The 20,389-nt window shown below is 40.3% G+C and carries 14 protein-coding genes and 5 tRNA genes; 14 read left to right on the top strand and 5 right to left on the bottom strand.

The features are described 5' to 3' along the window. Positions 1 to 135: 135 nt before the first annotated feature. The 3 genes from VXM68_RS02565 to panC all read right to left on the bottom strand — a co-directional run bounded on the left by VXM68_RS02565 (position 136) and on the right by panC (position 1,888). Positions 136 to 498, bottom strand: coding sequence for a hypothetical protein (locus tag VXM68_RS02565; protein ID WP_294185449.1), 363 nt, complete (start codon positions 496 to 498; stop codon positions 136 to 138). Positions 499 to 632: 134 nt separating this feature from the next. Next, a complete protein-coding gene (gene panD / locus VXM68_RS02560; RefSeq protein WP_293956899.1) occupies positions 633 to 983 on the bottom strand; it encodes an aspartate 1-decarboxylase in 351 nt (116 codons plus the stop codon). Positions 984 to 1,027: 44 nt separating this feature from the next. Then, positions 1,028 to 1,888, bottom strand: a complete 861-nt coding sequence (gene panC, locus VXM68_RS02555) for a pantoate--beta-alanine ligase (RefSeq protein WP_367210347.1) — start codon at positions 1,886 to 1,888, stop codon at positions 1,028 to 1,030. Positions 1,889 to 2,035: 147 nt separating this feature from the next. Between panC and VXM68_RS02550 the strand changes: the two genes are divergently transcribed. The 4 genes from VXM68_RS02550 (at position 2,036) to uvrC (ending at position 8,098) form a co-directional block, all read left to right on the top strand. Next, positions 2,036 to 2,854 (top strand): glycogen/starch synthase, encoded by an 819-nt coding sequence (locus VXM68_RS02550; RefSeq protein ID WP_294185451.1) that lies wholly within the window; start codon positions 2,036 to 2,038, stop codon positions 2,852 to 2,854. 360 nt (positions 2,855 to 3,214) lie between these two features. Further along, complete coding sequence (gene ispF / locus VXM68_RS02545; protein ID WP_294185452.1) at positions 3,215 to 3,694, top strand: 2-C-methyl-D-erythritol 2,4-cyclodiphosphate synthase; 480 nt, start codon at positions 3,215 to 3,217, stop codon at positions 3,692 to 3,694. 238 nt (positions 3,695 to 3,932) lie between these two features. Continuing rightward, entirely contained in the window at positions 3,933 to 6,203 is a 2,271-nt protein-coding gene (locus VXM68_RS02540; RefSeq protein ID WP_294185453.1) for a penicillin-binding protein 1A, read from the top strand. A gap of 95 nt (positions 6,204 to 6,298) precedes the next feature. After that, a complete protein-coding gene (uvrC, locus tag VXM68_RS02535; protein ID WP_294185454.1) occupies positions 6,299 to 8,098 on the top strand; it encodes an excinuclease ABC subunit UvrC in 1,800 nt (599 codons plus the stop codon). A 71-nt stretch (positions 8,099 to 8,169) separates the two neighbouring features. Here uvrC and era read toward each other — a convergent pair whose 3' ends face one another. Next, on the bottom strand, positions 8,170 to 9,048 hold the full coding sequence (gene era / locus VXM68_RS02530; protein ID WP_293956894.1) for a GTPase Era: 879 nt from the start codon (positions 9,046 to 9,048) through the stop codon (positions 8,170 to 8,172). Positions 9,049 to 9,163: 115 nt separating this feature from the next. Between era and VXM68_RS02525 the strand changes: the two genes are divergently transcribed. The 10 genes from VXM68_RS02525 to VXM68_RS02480 all read left to right on the top strand — a co-directional run bounded on the left by VXM68_RS02525 (position 9,164) and on the right by VXM68_RS02480 (position 18,818). Next, positions 9,164 to 9,236: transfer RNA gene (locus tag VXM68_RS02525), tRNA-Met, on the top strand. Between the two features lie 55 nt (positions 9,237 to 9,291). Further along, a tRNA-Met gene (locus tag VXM68_RS02520) sits at positions 9,292 to 9,364 on the top strand. A gap of 55 nt (positions 9,365 to 9,419) precedes the next feature. Next, positions 9,420 to 9,492 (top strand) — tRNA-Met (locus VXM68_RS02515). Between the two features lie 56 nt (positions 9,493 to 9,548). After that, positions 9,549 to 9,621, top strand: a tRNA-Met gene (locus VXM68_RS02510). 55 nt (positions 9,622 to 9,676) lie between these two features. Further along, positions 9,677 to 9,749 (top strand) — tRNA-Met (locus VXM68_RS02505). Between the two features lie 348 nt (positions 9,750 to 10,097). Further along, positions 10,098 to 13,187, top strand: a complete 3,090-nt coding sequence (locus tag VXM68_RS02500; RefSeq protein WP_367210346.1) for a SusC/RagA family TonB-linked outer membrane protein — start codon at positions 10,098 to 10,100, stop codon at positions 13,185 to 13,187. Positions 13,188 to 13,210: 23 nt separating this feature from the next. Beyond that, complete coding sequence (locus VXM68_RS02495; protein WP_294185457.1) at positions 13,211 to 14,932, top strand: RagB/SusD family nutrient uptake outer membrane protein; 1,722 nt, start codon at positions 13,211 to 13,213, stop codon at positions 14,930 to 14,932. A gap of 169 nt (positions 14,933 to 15,101) precedes the next feature. Beyond that, complete coding sequence (gene der, locus VXM68_RS02490) at positions 15,102 to 16,403, top strand: ribosome biogenesis GTPase Der (RefSeq protein ID WP_294185458.1); 1,302 nt, start codon at positions 15,102 to 15,104, stop codon at positions 16,401 to 16,403. A gap of 20 nt (positions 16,404 to 16,423) precedes the next feature. Then, the gene (gene cysS / locus VXM68_RS02485; protein ID WP_367210345.1) at positions 16,424 to 17,890 is read left to right on the top strand and encodes a cysteine--tRNA ligase; all 1,467 of its coding nucleotides are present in this window, start codon (positions 16,424 to 16,426) and stop codon (positions 17,888 to 17,890) included. 43 nt (positions 17,891 to 17,933) lie between these two features. Beyond that, complete coding sequence (locus VXM68_RS02480; RefSeq protein ID WP_367210344.1) at positions 17,934 to 18,818, top strand: DUF4440 domain-containing protein; 885 nt, start codon at positions 17,934 to 17,936, stop codon at positions 18,816 to 18,818. 78 nt (positions 18,819 to 18,896) lie between these two features. Here the strand turns inward: VXM68_RS02480 and VXM68_RS02475 are convergent, their stop codons facing one another. Further along, entirely contained in the window at positions 18,897 to 20,243 is a 1,347-nt protein-coding gene (locus VXM68_RS02475; protein WP_294185461.1) for a peptidylprolyl isomerase, read from the bottom strand. Between the last annotated feature and the right edge of the window lie 146 nt (positions 20,244 to 20,389).

Below are 20,389 nucleotides of genomic sequence, written 5' to 3'. Positions count from 1 at the left end.
TATCAAAGACGTCGTACCGATATAGACATTCCGTGGTTTAGCAATGCGTTACTGGACGCATACGGTATGTTCCGTTTATTAGCGTCGAGTACTGCCATTACAGACCACTGGTCTTCGAAATCTCTGATGTTGGTTTTATACTATGCTGGGGGGACCACGTAAGTGGTAATGATTGATGGTTGACCTAATCGCTTCCGGACAAAAGGAACTATAGTACGCCTGTCTTACTTCGCGGGGAATTGGAAGTTCAAGGACGGTAAATTCGGTTTGTACGTAGCTGTTGTGATAGATGACATTCAGGTATTCGATTTGGTCATCTGTTTCTTGGGGCTTTTGTTTCTTGGTAAAATCATAAGGGTGGGTGTGCATGACAATTTCACCTGTAGATTTTACCTCTTTGTGCATAAAAACAACACCTGAAATAATAATCAGCGACATTAATACCAATTGGCATAATGCGATAAGCTGACGTGGACTTCTGGTTGTTTTTCGGTACATAAAAAAGCGTTACTTTTTTAGGGTAACGCTTCAAAATTACGATTTTATTTTATCAGTATAAAGCTGTATGGATTAAATAAATATTAAGTATGCCTATTTTTGAAACCTTAATGTTCTCCATCCTTACATTCTAACTATTTAATCAGATGATTGTTGTCGTCTGGAAATACAAGCGAGGGTTGAAATTGTTTAGCTTCTTCAAAATCCATGGTTGCATAGGAAATGATGATGACGATATCGCCAACTTGAACCAAGCGGGCCGCGGCACCATTCAAACAAATTGTTCCCGAACCGCGTTGGCCAGGGATAACATATGTCTCAAAACGTGCTCCATTGTTATTGTTTACGATTTGAACTTTCTCGTTAGCGATGATATTTGCGGCATCCATCAAATCTTCATCTATTGTGATACTACCCACATAATTCAATTCCGCTTGTGTGACCTTAACGCGGTGAATCTTGGATTTCATTACTTCTATTACCATGGCGCAAAGTTAGGGCTTTCTACTGAATTTGAAAGATTTGTCAATTAATTTGACAAATTATTCAGAATCATATTATCAATCAGACGGACCCCCTCAACCCACGCAGTGACCAGGGCAACATGTTGTTTGCTGAAATCGATGTGATCGACCTCCTTTAAGCTGGTACTTTCACATATGGCAAAGTATTCAACGCTCATTCCATCTGTATCTGTTAAAATCTTCAGCGCTTGGTCTTTTATTTCCCCGAGTGCTATAGCATCATTGATGTGGTCTTTTACGTATGTCAAGGAACGTGAAAGGGCCAACGCTATTCTTTTTCCTTCTTCACTTAATCGCATGTTTCTGGAGCTCAAAGCTAAGCCATCTTGATCTCTGATGATGGGGCATATCGCCAATTGAATAGGTAGATTCTTCATTTCAATCATGCGTTTAATAACCATGACCTGCTGAAAGTCTTTTTGTCCGAAACAGGCAATATGCGGTTGTACCAATGTAAATAATTTATAGACGACCTGAGTGACGCCCTGAAAATGTCCTGGACGCTTTTCCCCTTCCCAGATTTGATCCAGTTCGCCCAAATCGATATGCCAGTGTTCGTGTTTGTCGGGGTACATTTCGTCAATGGTTGGCAAGAAAAGAATATCACACCCCACAGCTTCCAATAGTTTGATATCGTTCTCGATTGGGCGTGGATATTTCTCGAGATCTTTTGGGTCATTAAATTGCGTAGGATTTACAAAGATGCTGCAGACGCGAATGTCGCTCAATGGTTTTGCATAATTTAATAAGGATAAATGTCCTTCATGTAATGCCCCCATGGTAGGAATTAAGGCGATTTTTTGATCGGATTTTCGTGCTTCTTGCAGGTATGCTTGGAGAGAGGCTTTCGTTTTGAAAATTTCCACTTTGCTATTTAGTTTTTGTTGGCAAAGTTGCATATTATTTTGGGAATATAAAACGATGATTAATAGTAAATTGCATAGTAAGTATTTTTTTTGTACCTTTGTAGACCGATTTTACTGTTCGAAAATAATAAATAAAAATAACTGGAGATGGCAAAAACGAAGATATTGTTTATTACTCACGAGATGTCGCCTTTCCTCGAATTAACTAAAATTTCTGAAATCACACGTCAACTTCCGCAAGCGATGCAAGAAAAGGGTTTTGAGATCCGAATCTTAATGCCGCGTTTTGGGAATATCAATGAGCGTAGAAATAGATTACATGAGGTTATTCGTCTTTCAGGCCTGAACATTGTTGTGGATAATAATGATAATCCGCTAATTATTAAAGTTGCTTCATTACCTGCGGCCCGTATGCAGGTGTATTTCTTGGATAATGAAGACTACTTTCAGCGTAAAAAAGTTTTTAGTGATGAGCATGGCGAGTTCTTTGCAGACAACAATGAGCGTTCGGTGTTCTTCTGTAAAGGAGCGTTGGAAACTGTGAAGAAATTGGGTTGGTCCCCAGATGTAGTGCACTGTCATGGATGGTTCTCTGCTTTGGTACCGGCGTATGTCAAGACGACTTATAAAGACGATCCGACATTCAAGGATGCAAAAGTGATGTACTCTTTGTTCAATGAAGAGTTTAAAGGTACATTAGGTACGAAGTATGCGGAAATGGCACCAGAGGGTTCATTCAAAGCTGAGGATGCGCAGGTTTACGGAGATGGTAGCTATGAGGCTATCTATAAAGGTGCTTTGCATTTTACCGATATGGTTGTTGTGGCGGATCAAAATGTCAATACCGAAATAGTTGATTTTGCAAGATCAAAAGATATTCAGGTTTTTGAGCCTAACGGCGATCAAGACTATGATGCCTTTGGTGAAGTATATGATCAATTTGCGCCGGAAGAAGTGGAAGTGTAGGCTGTACTTTTCTAAGCGTTAAAAAAAACAATAAAAAAAGGTTATTTCAAAAAAATAGCCTTTTTTTATTCCGCTGGTTTTCATCGAGTCGAATTACTATTTGATTGACTTTAGTCGTGATGCCGATTCCCTAAGTCATTTGTAACAATAAATATAGCTGCGAATTGTTATCTTCGCAGTAATCTGTTATTAGGTATATATATTGATATTTGGAGATTTTAGAGAAGATTTCCTAAGTTTGATTTATAGCGGTTATATGCGCCCCTGACAGCATGTATTGGCTTTGTTTTAAAGGTATATCAATCGTGTGTCTCGGAATCTGCTTCAGGAGGAATAGACACCATAGTTATAATTATTGTCATGAAAATTAAGGTAGGATTTGGATTTGATGTCCATCAGATGAAAGAGGGACATCCCTTTATTGTTGGAGGCGTTCAATTGGAGCATTATGCGGGGGCCTTTGGCCATTCTGATGCAGATGTATTGGTGCATGCGATATGTGATGCCATTTTGGGTGCTGCCAATTTGGAAGATATTGGCTATCACTTTCCAAACACTGATATGCGCTGGAAAGGTATCAGTAGCTTATTGTTACTGAAAGAATGTGTGGCGCTGATTGCGAAGAAAGGGTACACACTCGGTAATATCGATTCAATGCTGTGTTTGGAGGCTCCTAAGATCAAACCTTATATCCCGCAAATGAAAGTTAAATTGGCTGAAGCCACTGGTTTGGATATCGATGATATTTCCATTAAAGCAACGACAAATGAAACCATGGGATTTATCGGCCGTCAGGAAGGAGCCGTTGCCTATGCGGTTTGCTTGATCGAACGTGCGTAGTTCTGCTCAATATTTTCGCGTTTAAATTCTTGCTTTTGGTACAATTAGTAATACCTTTGCCAAGTAAGGATTATTGGCACACTATCTGATAGAGTGAGCATTAATGTCTTAATTGAAGTCTACAAGGGCTAAAATAATGCAGTATTCGAGTGTTAAAATAGCACAGTGGGTGTAAAACCTGAATACGCTTCGTGGCCTTTAAAATGAATAATATTTACGTCTGAAATTTAGTAAATAGATGAAACGAGTATCAAAAAAAAATCAACTGACGGAAGCTGATATCAAACGATATACGTTCAATTTTTGGAAGATTATCGTTGGAATTGTTGCGATAGGTTTTCTTTTCATATTGAGTATACGTCTTGGATTGTTTGGGAAACTGCCATCCTTCAGTGATTTGGAGAATCCAAAAAGCAATTTAGCTTCTGAAGTTATCACTGAAGATCATAAAGTACTGGGGACTTATTATGTTCAAAACCGTTCCAATGTAAAGTATAGCGAATTGTCCCCTTATTTAGTCAAAGCATTGGTGTCTACAGAGGATAAACGTTTCTATGATCACTCTGGTATAGACTATTCGCGTACATTCACAGTCATCTTCCATACCTTGACAGGTAATAAGCAAGGGGGGAGTACGATTACACAACAGCTGGCACTCAATCTCTTCTCGGATGGACGTCAGAAGAATTTTTTAAAACGTGTCATCCAAAAATTTCAGGAATGGATTACGGCCGTTCGTCTGGAAAGAAATTATACCAAGGATGAAATTATTACCATGTATTTCAACACGGTAGACTTTGGAGCCTATAATACCTACGGAATCAAATCTGCTGCGCGGACTTACTTTAATACGACTCCCGACAAATTGACAGCGGAACAGGCAGCCTTGTTGGTGGGTATGTTAAAAGGGCCGGGAGCATATTCTCCGGTGCGTTACCCTGATAGATCTCGCACCCGACGTAATACGGTGTTGAACAATATGGTTGCCGCCAATTTTATCTCGGCAGAAGAGGCAACAAAAGCAAAAGAGAAACCACTTGGTTTAGAGCTTAAGATCGCAAATTACGGCGAAGGATTGGCTCCCTATTTCAGAGCGGTACTAAAAGACGAGATCAAAAAGGAATTTGCCAAGCTTTCTATTACCAAGCCGGATGGTACGCCTTATGATCTTGATCGCGATGGATTGAAAATCTATACGACAATCAACATGTCTATGCAGCAATATGCAGAGGATTCGCAAAAGGAATGGATGAAGCAATTGCAGTCTAAATTTTCCGCGCAATGGAAAAATAGGGATCCCTTTAAAGGCGATAAAGCGAAGCTATTAATCAGCGGGATGAAGCGCTCAGATCGTTACCGGATTTTGAAGGAAGAAGGCTTGAGTGAAGACGAAATCAAAAAGGCTTTCAATGTAAAAGTTCCTATGAATATTTTTACATGGAAAGGAAGCGTCGACACCATGATGACGCCAATGGATTCCATTAAATACAATAAACTCATGTTACGCAATGCGATGATGTCAATGGAGCCGAAGACAGGACATATTAAAGCGTGGGTAGGGGGTATTGACTTTGATCACTTTAAATATGATCAGGTAAAAATGGGAACGCGTCAGGTGGGATCGACGGCTAAACCATTTACTTACGCGGTTGCGATTGATAATGGCTATTCACCATGTTATAGTATTCCAAATTACCAACAAACGTATAACGGATGGACACCAAGGGGAAATGCGCAAGGAGGAAACCCCATTACGTTGGCTAAGGCATTGGCTTATTCTCAAAACTATGCAACAGCCTATTTAGTACACGAAGTTGGTGCTGCCGAAGTCGCCGCATTGACGAAGCGAATGGGTATAACAAGTGATGTGCCTAATTATCCGTCGATTTCTCTTGGCGCTTATGAAGCGTCGGTGTTTGATATGGTAGGTGCCTATTCGGCATTTGTAAACCAAGGAACCTGGATTGAACCGACTGCGATCTTACGTATTGAAGATAAAAATGGTACACCGATCTATGATAAAGCACCAAAGGTCGTAAAAGCCTTAAATAGTGAATCTGCTTATATTATTGTTGATATGTTGAAAAAGGTGGTATCCCAAGGTACGGCGAGACGTATTCAATGGATGTACAAGCTCACCAATCCAATCGGTGGTAAAACGGGTACAACGAATGACAACTCGGATGCTTGGTTTATCGGTATTACGCCCGAATTGGTTACAGGTGTGTGGACCGGGGCGGAAGATCGGGGCATTAGTTTCGATCGCATGGAGTACGGTCAGGGGGCTGCGGCAGCTATGCCAGTATTCGCTTATTACATGCAGAAAGTATATAAAGATTCGAATTTGAAATATACTAAAGGTGATTTTGAACAACCTCAAGGTGGACTCACCCGTGTGATAGACTGTAATCAGTACTGGGGTGGCGGAGGCTCTGATGTAGAAGATGGATCTACCGATTCGAGCAGTAAAGACGAAACTAAACTAAAAGATGACCGCTTAGGTTTCTAAGTTATTTTAAAAAAATACCAGTGGGCCAGACAATAAATTTTTTCGAAATTTGTTGTCTGGCTTTTTTTGCTGAGCGTGCTTGATATTAAAACATAATGGACGTATTTGATTATAGAGAGGAATTAAAGAAGATACCGCATCGGCCTGGAGTCTATCAGTATTTTGATAAAAATAACGAGCTGATATATATTGGGAAAGCGAAAGATTTGCGCAATCGGGTCGGATCTTATTTCGTTAATGAAAATCAGCTGAATGGCAAAACACGTGTTTTGGTCCGTAAGATTAATCGGATATCCTTTACTATAGTTGATACGGAGATTGATGCTTGGTTGCTTGAAAATTCATTGATCAAGAAACACAAACCGAAGTATAATGTCCTTCTTAAGGACGATAAAACCTATCCTTGGATTGTTATCAAGAACGAGCCTTTTCCACGCGTTTTTTGGACCAGGCAATATATTAAAGATGGTTCTCGCTATTATGGGCCCTATCCTTCGGTGGGGATGATGCATATTGTTTTGGATCTGATTCGTGAATTGTTTCCCTTGCGGACCTGCAATTTGGCCCTAACACAGGAAAATATACGGAAAGGCAAGTTTAAGATCTGTCTTGAATACCAAATTGGAAACTGTAAGGGGCCTTGCGAAGGGTATCAATCTGAAGAAGACTATGATCAGAATCTGAGTGATATTAAGGATATTCTGAACGGAAAGATTGCTATGGTGACCAATCGCTTGAAAGAAGGTATTGCTACTGCCGCGCTAGCTCTGGATTTCGAAAGAGCACAATTAATCAAGGCGAAGTTGGATAAGCTAGACAATTATCAGAGTAAATCCACCGTTGTTAACTCATCCATTACAAACGTCGATGTATTTAGCATCGCTTCGGATGAGGGGTATGCTTTTGTCAACTACCTGAAAGTGATGAATGGTGTGATTATTCAGACGCAAACACTGGAAATGAAACGACGTTTAGATGAGAGTGAACAGGAGCTCCTAGCCCTGGCCATACCAGAGATACGGGAACGTTTCAAAAGTCTGTCGCGGGAAATTATCGTACCATTCGCGTTAGATATTGAAGAGAACGAACGGATTCGATTTACAATCCCTAAATTGGGTGAAAAGAAAAAACTCCTGGAGCTTTCGCAAAAGAACGTAGCATTTTTTAGGAAGGAACGTTTGTTGCAATATGAGAAGCTTAATCCGGATGTCCGCACTGAGCGTATTTTAAAACAGATGCAAAAGGACCTTCGGATGAATGTCGTTCCGCAACATATTGAGTGTTTCGATAACTCGAATATTCAGGGCAATTACCCCGTATCTGCTATTGTAGTATTTAAGGATGCCAAACCTTCAAAAAAGGATTATCGCCATTTCAATGTAAAGACAGTGGAGGGGCCTAATGATTTTGCTACGATGGAGGAAGCTGTTTTTAGACGGTACAGAAGATTGTTGGATGAAGATCAGCCTCTGCCCCAATTGATTATTATCGACGGTGGTAAGGGGCAATTAGGGGCTGCTTTAAAGAGTCTGCGCTTATTGGGGATCGAACGGCAAGTAACGGTGATCGGTATTGCGAAGAGGCTGGAGGAGCTTTTCTATCCCGGTGACCAATATCCACTTTATCTAGATAAAAAATCTGAAACCTTAAAGGTGATTCAACATCTTCGGGATGAAGCTCACCGGTTCGGAATCACGTTTCACAGAAATCAGCGGAGCCGAAAAACTTTTGTTTCTGAACTTGAAAATGTGCCAGGCATAGGCAAAACAACAGTGGAGAAAGTGTTAACTGAATTTAAATCGGTAAAAAAGGTGAAGGAGGCGTCTGATGAAGACCTAAAAAAAGTGCTTAATCTCAAACAGATTAAAGCACTTCGTGAATATTTTGCAAAGTAACATTAAAATAGAATAGTGCATCAGCCGAAGGTTTATATATCAAAGTCTTCCGCTGATGTATTCCATACGAATTAGTCATCGTAACCGAAACGTTTAAGGTAATTTTTTTTGCTTCGCCAGTCAGGAATTACTTTAACGAAAAGTTCGAGAAATACCTTTCCGTCGATAAATTCCTCAATATCCTGACGTGCGTAGGTTCCTACTTTTTTGATCATGGCGCCCGCCTTTCCAATGATAATATTTTTTTGAGAGTCGCGTTCAACAATAATCTCGGCAGCAATACGCGTAATATTAGCTTCTTCTTTGTACGATGTGACGATCACTTCTGTACTGTAAGGAATTTCCTTGTCATACAGTTTGAACACTTTTTCACGGATCATTTCGGAGACAAAGAAACGCATGGATTTGTCTGTCAGTTCATCTTTTTCATAATAAGCTTCGTGAATTGGTAACTTGTCCTTTATGTATTGCATTACGGCAGCAACATTATGATTCAGTTTTGCTGAAATGGCAAAAATGGTGTCTGGATTTAATTTTTCCTGCCAGAATTCTATTTTTGCTTTGACCTCTTCTTCTGAAGATTTATCAATTTTATTGATCAGTACAGCAACAGGAGAATTTGTTTTGCGTAATTTCTCGAGGACATCGTTCTCATCGTATTTTTCGTTGATATCTGTCACAAATAGAATAATGTCTGCATCGATCAAAGATCCTTGGACAAAATTCATCATGGATTCTTGCAGTGAATAGTTTGGTTTAATAACACCTGGAGTGTCCGAAAACACAATTTGATGGTCTTCATCGTTTACAATACCGATAATGCGGTGTCTTGTCGTTTGCGCTTTGGGTGTAATGATAGACATTTTTTCACCCACTAAAGCGTTCATTAGGGTGGACTTACCAGCATTTGGCTTTCCGATGATACTTACGAATCCTGCTTTGTGTGACATTTTTCTAAATTTTATTAGGATTACAAAGAAACAAAATATATCTTTGTACTCCAATTCGGAAGGATCATAATCTTGTTTTTTCAAAAGAAAAAAGCAATTTTGTTCAAAAATATATTGCGGGGTGGAGCAGTTGGTAGCTCGTCGGGCTCATAACCCGAAGGTCACTAGTTCGAGTCTGGTCCCCGCTACTAAAAAAAGAGCCGGTTGCAATGGCCGGTTCTTTTAAAGAAATTCAAAATACATTGCGGGGTGGAGCAGTTGGTAGCTCGTCGGGCTCATAACCCGAAGGTCACTAGTTCGAGTCTGGTCCCCGCTACTAAAGAAAGAGCCGGTTGCAATGGCCGGTTCTTTTAAAGAAATTTAAAATACATTGCGGGGTGGAGCAGTTGGTAGCTCGTCGGGCTCATAACCCGAAGGTCACTAGTTCGAGTCTGGTCCCCGCTACTAAAAGGAAGAGCCGGTTGCAATGGCCGGTTCTTTTTAAGAAATTTAAAATACATTGCGGGGTGGAGCAGTTGGTAGCTCGTCGGGCTCATAACCCGAAGGTCACTAGTTCGAGTCTGGTCCCCGCTACTAAAGGAAGAGCCGGTTGCAATGGCCGGTTCTTTTAAAGAAATTTAAAATACATTGCGGGGTGGAGCAGTTGGTAGCTCGTCGGGCTCATAACCCGAAGGTCACTAGTTCGAGTCTGGTCCCCGCTACTAAACGAAAAAGCTGAGATGAATATCTTGGCTTTTTTTATGCGCTACTAATCTATTGTAGCGCATGGTATATCTTCCAAAATAGCTGCACTTTGCTTTCATCTTTTCCCATTGTTTGGTTGTCATCATTTATTTAAAGATCAATTTTTGATACAGCTGTATGCTTCTCCTCCGTTCATGTGTGATAGGTTGTATAATGCGTGTTTATGCAATCGTTTGTCTAATTGGCGCAATCGATTTCGTTGTTTGTAAATTTTGATATCCTGCCATCTTCCTTTAGTTTTAGCAATCATGTACCTAAATTTTGATTAGTAAGCTAATCAATTTTTAAACTAACTATAAAATATTATGATTTCAAAGATTCTTGAAAATCACAAGTTGAGTCTGTTATCAATAGCTTTACTCCTAACAAGTTCGCACAACTTGGCAAATGCTAATGATCTTACAGTTGCGGGCGATAATATATTGCTGCATGGCGCTGTTTATCAACAAAAAGTGAATGGAAAAGTGCAGTCTACGGACGGCCCATTGGCTGGTGCCACCATCAGCGTTAAAGGGAGCGCTAAATCAACATCTGCGGGAGCCGATGGACGATTTGCAATAGATGCCAACAATGGTGACGTATTGGTCATCACGAGTGTCGGTTATAAAGCACAAGAAGTGACCGTGACAGGACTGGTTGTTAACATCAATATGGAGTCCAATAGTGAGGCACTTCAGGAAGTTGTCATTGTTGGTTATGGAACACAACAGAAAAAAGAAAGTTTGACTGGCGCTCTTCAGGCGGTTAAAGGAAACAAATTACGTGATGTCACTACGCCATCGGTTGAAAACATGCTGAATGGTAAAGCTGCCGGGGTATATGTTGCCCCAGGAGCCGGTAAACCAGGGTCAAATGGCGGTGTTGTGATTCGTGGTCAGGCAACATTAAGCGGTACGACCAGCCCATTGTGGGTCATTGACGGTGTTATTGTTGGCTCAAGCCCAGGTGATATTAATCCAGACGACATTGAGTCATTAACCATCCTAAAAGATGCTGCTTCAACGTCAATTTATGGTTCTCAAGGCGCGAATGGTGTTGTTGTCGTTACAACAAAAAATCCTTCGGCATCCAAAACAAGCATTAGCTTTTCTACAAAAATGGGTGTCAACCAACTTTCCAATGGACACATGGAAATGATGGATGGTGCTGAACTCTATGACTACTTTGCGTCATTCTCCAATCAAGATAAAATTAAATTTCCACGCTGGAACCCTGAATTACGCAACAGTAATTTTGACTGGTGGAAATTAGCGACAAAAACCGGGTTTGTCCAAAACCACAATTTGTCTATTCAGGGTGGAAATGATAAATTACAGTCTTATTTATCTTTAGGTTACTACAACGAAGCCGGTGCTGTAAAAGGATATGATTACGATCGTTATAACTTTAGATTACGTACCAACTATAAGCCTTTCGATTGGCTGACCATTAAGCCATCTATTGCGGGATCAAGACGTGCTGTAGATGATCGTCAATATGATGTCAATGCCATGTATGGAAACCTGCCTTGGGACAGTCCTTACGATGCAAATGGAAATTTAGTGCCACATCGTTACAGCGGCTGGGTCAACAATGCAAGTACAAACTACTTGTACGACCTCCAATGGAATCATAGTGCCAATACCAATTATGAATTTATGGGTAACTTAGATTTCGATGTCAAATTAACGGATTGGTTGACCTTCTCTTCTGTCAACAATTATCGCTACAATACGTATTCTGACAGTGGTTATCAAGATCCGCGATCAAACAGCGGTGAAAGTGTAATTGGGCGTGTGACGGATTACCGCATGGAGTTTGCGCGTCGTTATACCAACCAAATCTTGCGTTTCAACAAGACCTGGGATAAACATAGCCTGAATGGATTGGCTGCATACGAATTTAACGACTATTGGACAAAAACCTTAGATGCTTATGGAACAGGTATTGTAAATGGTTTCGAGGTATTGGATGTTGTTGCAAAACCAGAGCGAACCAGAGGTGGAATTTCCGAATGGGCAGTACAGTCATTTTTGTCTAATGCAAACTATGCATACGATAATAAATATTTGGCACAGGTATCTTTCCGTCGTGATGGAGCATCCAATTTTGGTACCAATGCAAAATATGGAAACTTCTTTTCAGTTAGTGGTGGTTGGAATATCAATAAGGAAGAGTGGTTCAAGACTGATTGGGTAGATAATTTGAAACTGAGAGCGGCTTATGGCTCGGTAGGTAATAGACCAAGTTCATTATATCCGCAATATAGTCTTTACTCGGTGTCTGCATCATCAAGTTATAATGGTATACCAGGGGCATTAATTAGCCAAATTGGTAATAAAGATCTGACTTGGGAAAAAACCTACACAACTGGTTTTGGGGTTGATGCATCCTTGTTTAAGAATAGATTGCGATTCAATGTTGATTATTATGACAAGAAGACCGATAATGTACTTTATCAAGTGCCAATCAGCGGTCTGACCGGTGTTACTTCTATCTGGAAAAATATTGGTAAGATGCAAAACCGGGGGATTGAATTGACCATCGGTGGCGACATCGTTCGAAATGACAATGTACATTGGAGCTTGGATGTTAATTTGAGTCACAATGTGAATAAATTGACCGAGCTATTTGCGACAAAAGATGCCAATGGTAATCTAGTTTCAAAACCAATTATCGCAGGTGACGGATCGGGTATCGCTGGATCAGCGCAACGTCTGCTTCAACCTGGTTTTCCGGTAGATACCTATTACTTAAAAGAGTGGGCTGGAGTTAACGTAGATAATGGTTTGCCAATGTGGTATCGATACGAGACAGATGCCAATGGCAATGAAACAAGGACAACGACGTCGAACTATTCCAATGCAACCTTCCGTAATGTAGGAAAAGGCAATCCGGATCTTTTCGGCGGTTTCAGTACGGCTTTAAGTTATAAGCAGTTTGACCTGAATGCAGCGTTCGGTTTCTCCTTGGGCGGTAAATTATATAATTACTCGCGTCAGGAATTTGATTCGGATGGAACCTATACGGATCGTAACCAGATGAAGTTACAGGATGGTTGGAGCCGTTGGGAAAAACCTGGCGATGTTGCCACTCACCCGATTGCAAGATACGATAACCAAGATAAAGGCAATTCACCGTCAACACGCTTCTTGGAAAGTAACAATTTCTTAAAAATGAGATCCTTGACTTTGGGTTACAACTTCGATCTGAAAAAGTATAACATCAAAAATTTACGTGTATTCTTAGCTGGAGAGAATTTGTTTACGATTACAAACTACTCGGGTGTTGATCCGGAGCTTCCATTGACTGAACCAGATGGTAAAGGCGGGGGTGGTCAAATGATCAGATCTACAGGCGTTTCTGTATATCCAATGGTTCGCAAATACATGTTCGGCGCAAGCGTAACATTTTAATTTTAACGTTTAGAAAATCAACAATGAAAAAGATATTAATAGGACTTTTGATCACAACGGCAGTATCCTCCTGCGATATCGATCGTCTTCCTTATACTTCAATGGACGAAGAAAATATTGCAAATAATCCTGATGCAATGGTAACAGGTACTTATGCGCAGTTAAAAGCTTGGTCTGATCCGATGCACCGTCTTGGTGAATACGCTGGTGATAATATGATGATCCGCGGGTCATCGACAGATGCGTTCTACGAATTTATCTCCTATGCGAGAACGCCCAATAATTACCGTTTGCAGAATTTTTGGGATAGCGGTTATAAAGCGATTGCCCAATCGTCGAACCTGATCAAGATGTTTGCTGAAGGTCAGAGTCCAGAAATGGACAATAAAATAGGTGAATGTTATTACATCCGTGGAATGATGTATTTTTACCTTTGTCGCGCATTCGGGAAGCCTTACTACCAAAGTCCAGAAACAAACTTAGGCGTTCCGATTGTCAATGGCACACCTGAAGATGTTTTCAATGATTTGAACTTACCGGACCGTGCGTCTGTAAAAGATACTTACGCGCAAGCGATCAGTGATCTGAAAAAAGCAGAAGCTTTAATGACACTTGATAAAGGGGCAGCATATGCGTCTAAGGGTGCAGCGCAAGCGATGCTTTCCCGTATATATTTGTATATGAGTGGTACGTATAAGAATCCAAATGCGGAATATGCGCGTCTTTCTGTAGAGTATGCAGATAAAGTGATTAACTCAGGTAAATATGTCCTGTTGGGCCGTGAGCAATTTATGAAATACAATACGTTTAGACCTGAAGATAACAAGGAGACCATCTTTGCGGTGAAACGTGTTGCGTCTGAGTTCTCGGGCGATGATCATTATTATGGTATCGGTGGTATGTATTCCAATATTGGTGGTATGGGCTGGGGTGAGATGTATTCCAGTGCCAAGTACATTGATTTATTGAATGAAACTGGTCGCAATGACTGGAGACCTGATCATTATACGATTGTCGACGCACGTGCAGCCTTTATTGAACCTACTTATTCAAAAGATGATGCGGGAAAATACACAACTGTTTTTCGGTTTATTAAACAGGATGTACCCAAAAAAGCAGGCGATCCGGTTACACTAAGCTATGTGCAGGCTCCTGCTACTATAAACGGGAATACCGTGACTTGTAAAGATGGTGATAATGTCTATACATTAACTGCTGTCAATGCTGCGCAGCAAACTTATAAAATTACCTATGCAGATGGTAAAACATATACAGGTATGATTGATTACTATATTTCCTTAAACCGCGCTTATCCGCAGTTTTATATTGTGAAATGCTCGCGTGAAGGGGAGGAGTCTCAATTGCACTCACCTGTAATCAGCCGCTTGGGTGAAATTTATTTAAACCGTGCCGAAGCTAATGCAAAATTAGGTAATTATGGCGCTGCATTAAATGATTTAAATACCATCAGAAATCGTTCTATTGTCAATGGCGGATATACTTCAATTGATGCGGCCAGTGCAAGCAAGCTGATTGACAAAGAGCGTCAGTTGGAATTGGCCTATCAGGCTGAACGCAGCTACGATGTATTCCGTAATGGAGACCCGTTAAACCGTACATATCCGGGGCCACAAAAACAATTTGAAGATATTTTACCGACAGATTTTAGAGTAACTTATTTTATTCCTCAGGATGCGATCAATTCATATCCGGGCAAATTGACTCAGAATCCAACGTCTAACTAGGCGAATATTGATAATTTAAACCGCATAAATGGCTTTACTTCACGGTAAAGCCATTTTTGTTTTTGTGTCGCGATAATCCCTTTTGAATCCGTATCTTTGTTCCCTTAAGTATATTTTTAGCATAAAAGTGCCATCTGCTGCGATAGTGGGTGGATCAAATAAAATAAATATGGCAAATATTGTTGCAATTGTTGGTCGTCCAAACGTTGGTAAATCTACCTTATTCAATCGTCTTACAGAAAGTAGAAAAGCGATTGTTGATGACTTTAGCGGGGTGACGCGCGACCGTCATTATGAAACAGCCGAGTGGATCGGAAAGAAATTTACAGTAATTGATACAGGTGGTTTTGTACATGGTTCGGATGATGTCTTTGAAGAGGCAATCCGTGATCAGGTCTATATCGCTATTGAAGAAGCATCGGTCGTGATCTTTATGGTGGATGTCACTACGGGCATTACCGACTTGGATGACGAAATCGCTGATATTCTGAGAAGAAGCTCCAAACCTGTTTATGTGGTAGCGAATAAAGTCGATCACGCAAAATTGCACCATGAATCGGCTGAGTTTTATGCCTTTGGATTAGGAGAGGTGTTCAATATTTCGTCAGCTACAGGATCAGGTACAGGAGAACTGTTGGATGCTGTTGTTTCTCATTTTGAAGTGGAAGAGGAAGAAGAAGAATCCTTACCAAAATATACCATCGTGGGACGCCCGAATGTGGGCAAATCCTCTTTGACAAATGCCTTGATCGGCAAAGATCGCAATATTGTAACGCCAATGGCAGGGACAACACGTGATTCAATCCGTATCCATTACAATCAATATGGCCACAACTTTTTATTGATCGATACTGCAGGTCTTCGCCGTAAGTCCAAAGTGAATGAAGATATCGAGTTTTATTCGGTTATGCGCACCATTAAAGCGTTGGAAGATTCTGATGTGACTATTTTAATGCTCGATGCTCAAGATGGATTAGAAGCGCAGGACGTTAATATTTTCAACTTGGCAGAGAAAAACCGTAAAGGCATCGTGATCGTTGTCAACAAATGGGATCTGATCGAAAAAGATAATAAGACCATGAAGGCGTTCGAAGATCGCATCAAAGAAAAAATAGCGCCTTTTACTGATGTGCCTATTATCTTCACTTCCGTAACCGAAAAACAACGTGTTCTTAAGGTGTTGGAGGTTGCTGATAAGGTATATGCTAACAAAACAAAGAAAATCCCAACGTCCAAGTTGAATGAAGTGATGCTGGATATTATTGAAAACTATCCACCACCATCCTTAAAAGGTAAATACATCAAAATTAAATATGTAACACAATTGCCAGGAAGAACACCCATGTTTGCGTTCTTCTGTAATTTGCCACAATACATCAAAGATCCATATAAACGCTTTATAGAGAATAAATTACGTGATAATTTTGACTTTAATGGTGTGCCAATTCAAATATATTTTAGACAAAAATAGCTTTCAAGCAGCGATTAAACATGGACCATAATCTCGTTTTATACAATACCCTTTCGCGAACAAAAGAAAAATTCGAACCCATTCATGCCAATCTCGTTGGTATGTACGTCTGTGGCCCTACTGTATACAGTGATGTACATTTGGGTAATTGTCGGACGTTCGTTTCTTTTGATTTGATTTTTAGATACTTGCGTCATCTTGGTTATAAAGTGCGTTATGTGCGCAATATTACGGATGCAGGACATTTGGAGGGCGATCGTGATGAGGGAGACGACAAGTTTGCAAAAAAGGCAAAATTGGAACAGTTGGAGCCTATGGAAATTGTACAAAAGTATACAATAGGTTTTCACGACGTATTGCGCCTTTTTAATACCTTGCCGCCAAGTATTGAGCCTACGGCGACAGGGCATATTTGCGAGCAGATCGAAATGATCGAGCAGATTATGGAAAATGGCTATGCTTACGAGCGGAATGGTACCGTATATTTTGATGTTGAGAAATACGTTGAAACGTATGATTATACGATATTGACCAATCGTAAATTAGAGGATATGCTCAATAACACCCGTGAATTGAGTGGTCAGGATGAGAAAAAGGGACGTTTGGATTTTGCCTTGTGGATCAAAGCAAAGCCCGAAACGATCATGCGTTGGCCTGCTCCCTGGAGCGTTGGCTTTCCGGGCTGGCATATCGAATGTTCAGCTATGAGCAGAAAGTACCTCGGCGATCAATTTGATATTCATGGTGGTGGAATGGATTTGGCTGCTACACACCATACCAATGAAATTGCACAGTCTGAAGCCTGTAACCATACGAGTCCGGCAAAGTACTGGATGCATACCAATATGCTGACTGTAAACGGCGCCCGTATGTCTAAATCTGCTGGAAATGGTTTCTTGCCAGGTGAGTTGTTTACAGGAAATCATCCCTTACTGAATAGAGGATATTCGCCAATGGCTGTACGCTTTTTTATGCTACAGGCGCATTATAGAAGTACCTTGGATTTCTCCAATGAGGCACTGGATGCGGCCGACAAGGGCTATAAACGCCTAATGACTGCCATAAGCTTGTTAGATAAATTGAAGGTGTCGAAAGGTGCTGATTCATTCAATTTGGCTGAAATCCGCCGCAAGTGTTACGCCGCTATGGATGACGATTTTAATAGTCCTGTGCTCATTGCCGAATTGTTTGAAATTGTACGTATCATCAATTCAATTTATGATGGTAAGGCAAAGGTTTCGGCAGAAGGATTGGAAAACCTGAAAGTATTCATGAAAGAGTTTGTCGAGGATATCCTGGGGCTTAGAAACGATCAGACATCCGTATCAGATGATATTGACGATGTTATGAATCTGGTTATTAAGCTACGTAATGAAGCAAAAGCAAATAAAGACTTCGTTACCTCCGATCGTATTCGTGATGAGCTTACTACTATTGGAATTCAATTGAAAGATAGTAAAGAAGGAACACTTTGGAATAAGATTTGATAGAGAAGAAATCGAATTTATTAAAGAGGAAATCATTTTGCGTATGAATTTTTGGAATAGGTTATCTGTTTTTACAGTGATGAGTGTTTTGGGTACAACACTATATGCGCAGATACCCGAGAAAGTTGGCAGCCTACTGCAGGCAGATAAGGATGCAGCAGCATTGGCTAAAGCCTCTACACCGCACCAAGCGTTTCTTTCGATTATTGATAAAGAATCTACGTTTTATGTTCCTTCGGCAGTAAATGCTTATAATTATCTGAATAATAGACCAAATATTCCGGATGTCTTAAACTGGCAACCTACGTTTGCGCTGATTGCGAAGAGTCAGGAGTTTGGCGTGACTTCGGGGTCTATGGATTTTCAGAAGGTGGGTGCGCGATTGCGACATGGAGAATATCTCACGGTATGGAAGCGGAATAAGAAGGGCAAGTGGCTGGTCGATATTCGCGCCGAGGTGGAAAACAATGGGAACGACGGTGAATTTGATTTAGAATATATCGAACCTACCGATTCATGGTATTTGAAACATCGTTCTAAAGTACGCTTAAATCAGCGGGAAGATATTGTTTTAGAAACAGACAAGTTAATGTCGACAGTATTGAAAGCCGATAACCAAACTGCATATAAGGAATTTTTAAGTGAAGATGTCCGGTTTTTGTTTCCCTGGACCAGTCCGATGGAAGGGAAGGCGAATATGATGGCCTATCTCAAAAAGCAACGAATGACAATAGAAACCGTTCCCGAAGAAGTAAAACGTTCTTACAGCGGGGATTTCGCCTATACAAAAGGCACGGCAACGGTGAGACAGAAGGATAAAGTTGTCAAGTATAATTATATTCGTATCTGGCAACTCAGCGAATTGGCGAAAGATGATGTCAAGAAGGCCAATTGGAATATTCTGATTGAGATGATGTTTGAAAAATAATAACGACGGGTGCAAAATAAAAAGGGCTTGAATATCAAATATTCAAGCCCTTTTTGGGTGATAAGTGTTTTAAACTTATTATTTTCTCCATTTTTTCAATTCATCACATGAACCAAATTCATCACTGATATCAATAAATGTTGTTTTGGATTTATCGTCAAACCATTTGCTCAGATTGCGATTGATTTTATCTTGTCTGGCCGCCTCTTTAATTTTGGTAAAATCTTCGTCCAAATTAGCTTTGTGTGGAGGAATACGTGTTTTTAAATAATTGAAGCGATAGCCAACATCGCCCATTTTGTCTGTAAACTGTGCTGGTTTGGAATATTCTCCAGGTTTTAGCTGATCAATTGCTGTAAATACTGATTTCTCCAAGCCATCCATAGGAATTACTGTTGTGCGGCTCGATCCGTCCTGATTGAGGATCATACCACCATTGAATTTACTTTCCTCTGCATCGGAATAATTTGTGGCAGCATGATAGAAATCCATTTTTTTGTCAACTACTAATTTATAAATACTGTCCAGTTTATTTTTGGTCCGTTCTAACGCTGCGGCACCAGGATTAATCTTCATTAGGATATGGCGTGTGTGAACCTCTTCGCCACGTCTTTCGAGTACCTGAATAATATGGAAACCATATTTAGATTCTACAATGGGCGATATTTCTCCAGGTTTTAATTTAAATGCCATCGCAGAGTATTCCTTGACGTAGTTGTCGCGAGTACCGAAACCCAAATCTCCACCGTAGGGCGCTGATCCTGGGTCTTGGGAATATATACGAGCCATTGTACCAAAATCCGATCCCTCTATAATCTGTTTTCGGATACCTTCAATTTTGTCTCGTTGTTCTTTTTTTTCCTCATCTGTCAACTTCGGCATCATGACAATTTCACCAATTTCGACTTCAGTATTGAAATAAGGAAGGCTATCTTGATTCAGGCCTTCAAAATAACGTTTTACTTCCAATGGTGTTACGTCAACTTTTTGAACAATGTTTTGTTGCATCTTGTTGGCTTTCAATTGTTCAAAAACACTTGCACGCATTTCTTCCTTGTATTGTAATAACGAGCGGTTGAGAAATTTCTCAAGACGTTCTTGACCTCCAGCCTGTTGCGACATATGGCGTAAACGGGAGTTAAGGTTGTCGTCGACTTCAGTTTCTGTTACATCAATAGAGTCAATTACGGCCTGCTGGGAAAGCAGTTTCTGAATGATTAATTGCTCAAGTACACCGCATTTAAAGTTTTCATTAGGTTTGTTTCCTTGCGCTAACCATTGCGAATATTGCATATCCACGTCGGACTGTAAGATAATGCCCGATCCAACTGTTGCGACAACACGGTCAATCACCTGACGTTGTGCTAGACTAGCCTGAATTGAAGCTATAAGCAATAAAAACAATATATAAATGTTTTTTTTCATTCGTATAAATTATTTATGATATTTATGAGTGTCCACCATTTGTTTAAATGGGCTCTTTTCACTCGGTCACTTGTTCATGATTTATTCATTATTAAAGGCTCAGGCCTTTGCAGACATGTATGCTAATTATATTCAATATATACTTT

It is taken from the genome of Sphingobacterium sp. R2 (assembly GCF_040760075.1).
Classification (GTDB): Bacteria; Bacteroidota; Bacteroidia; order Sphingobacteriales; family Sphingobacteriaceae; genus Sphingobacterium.
The sequence above is the reverse complement of the archived record's forward strand: the minus strand, read 5'-3'. Positions and strand labels throughout refer to the sequence as shown.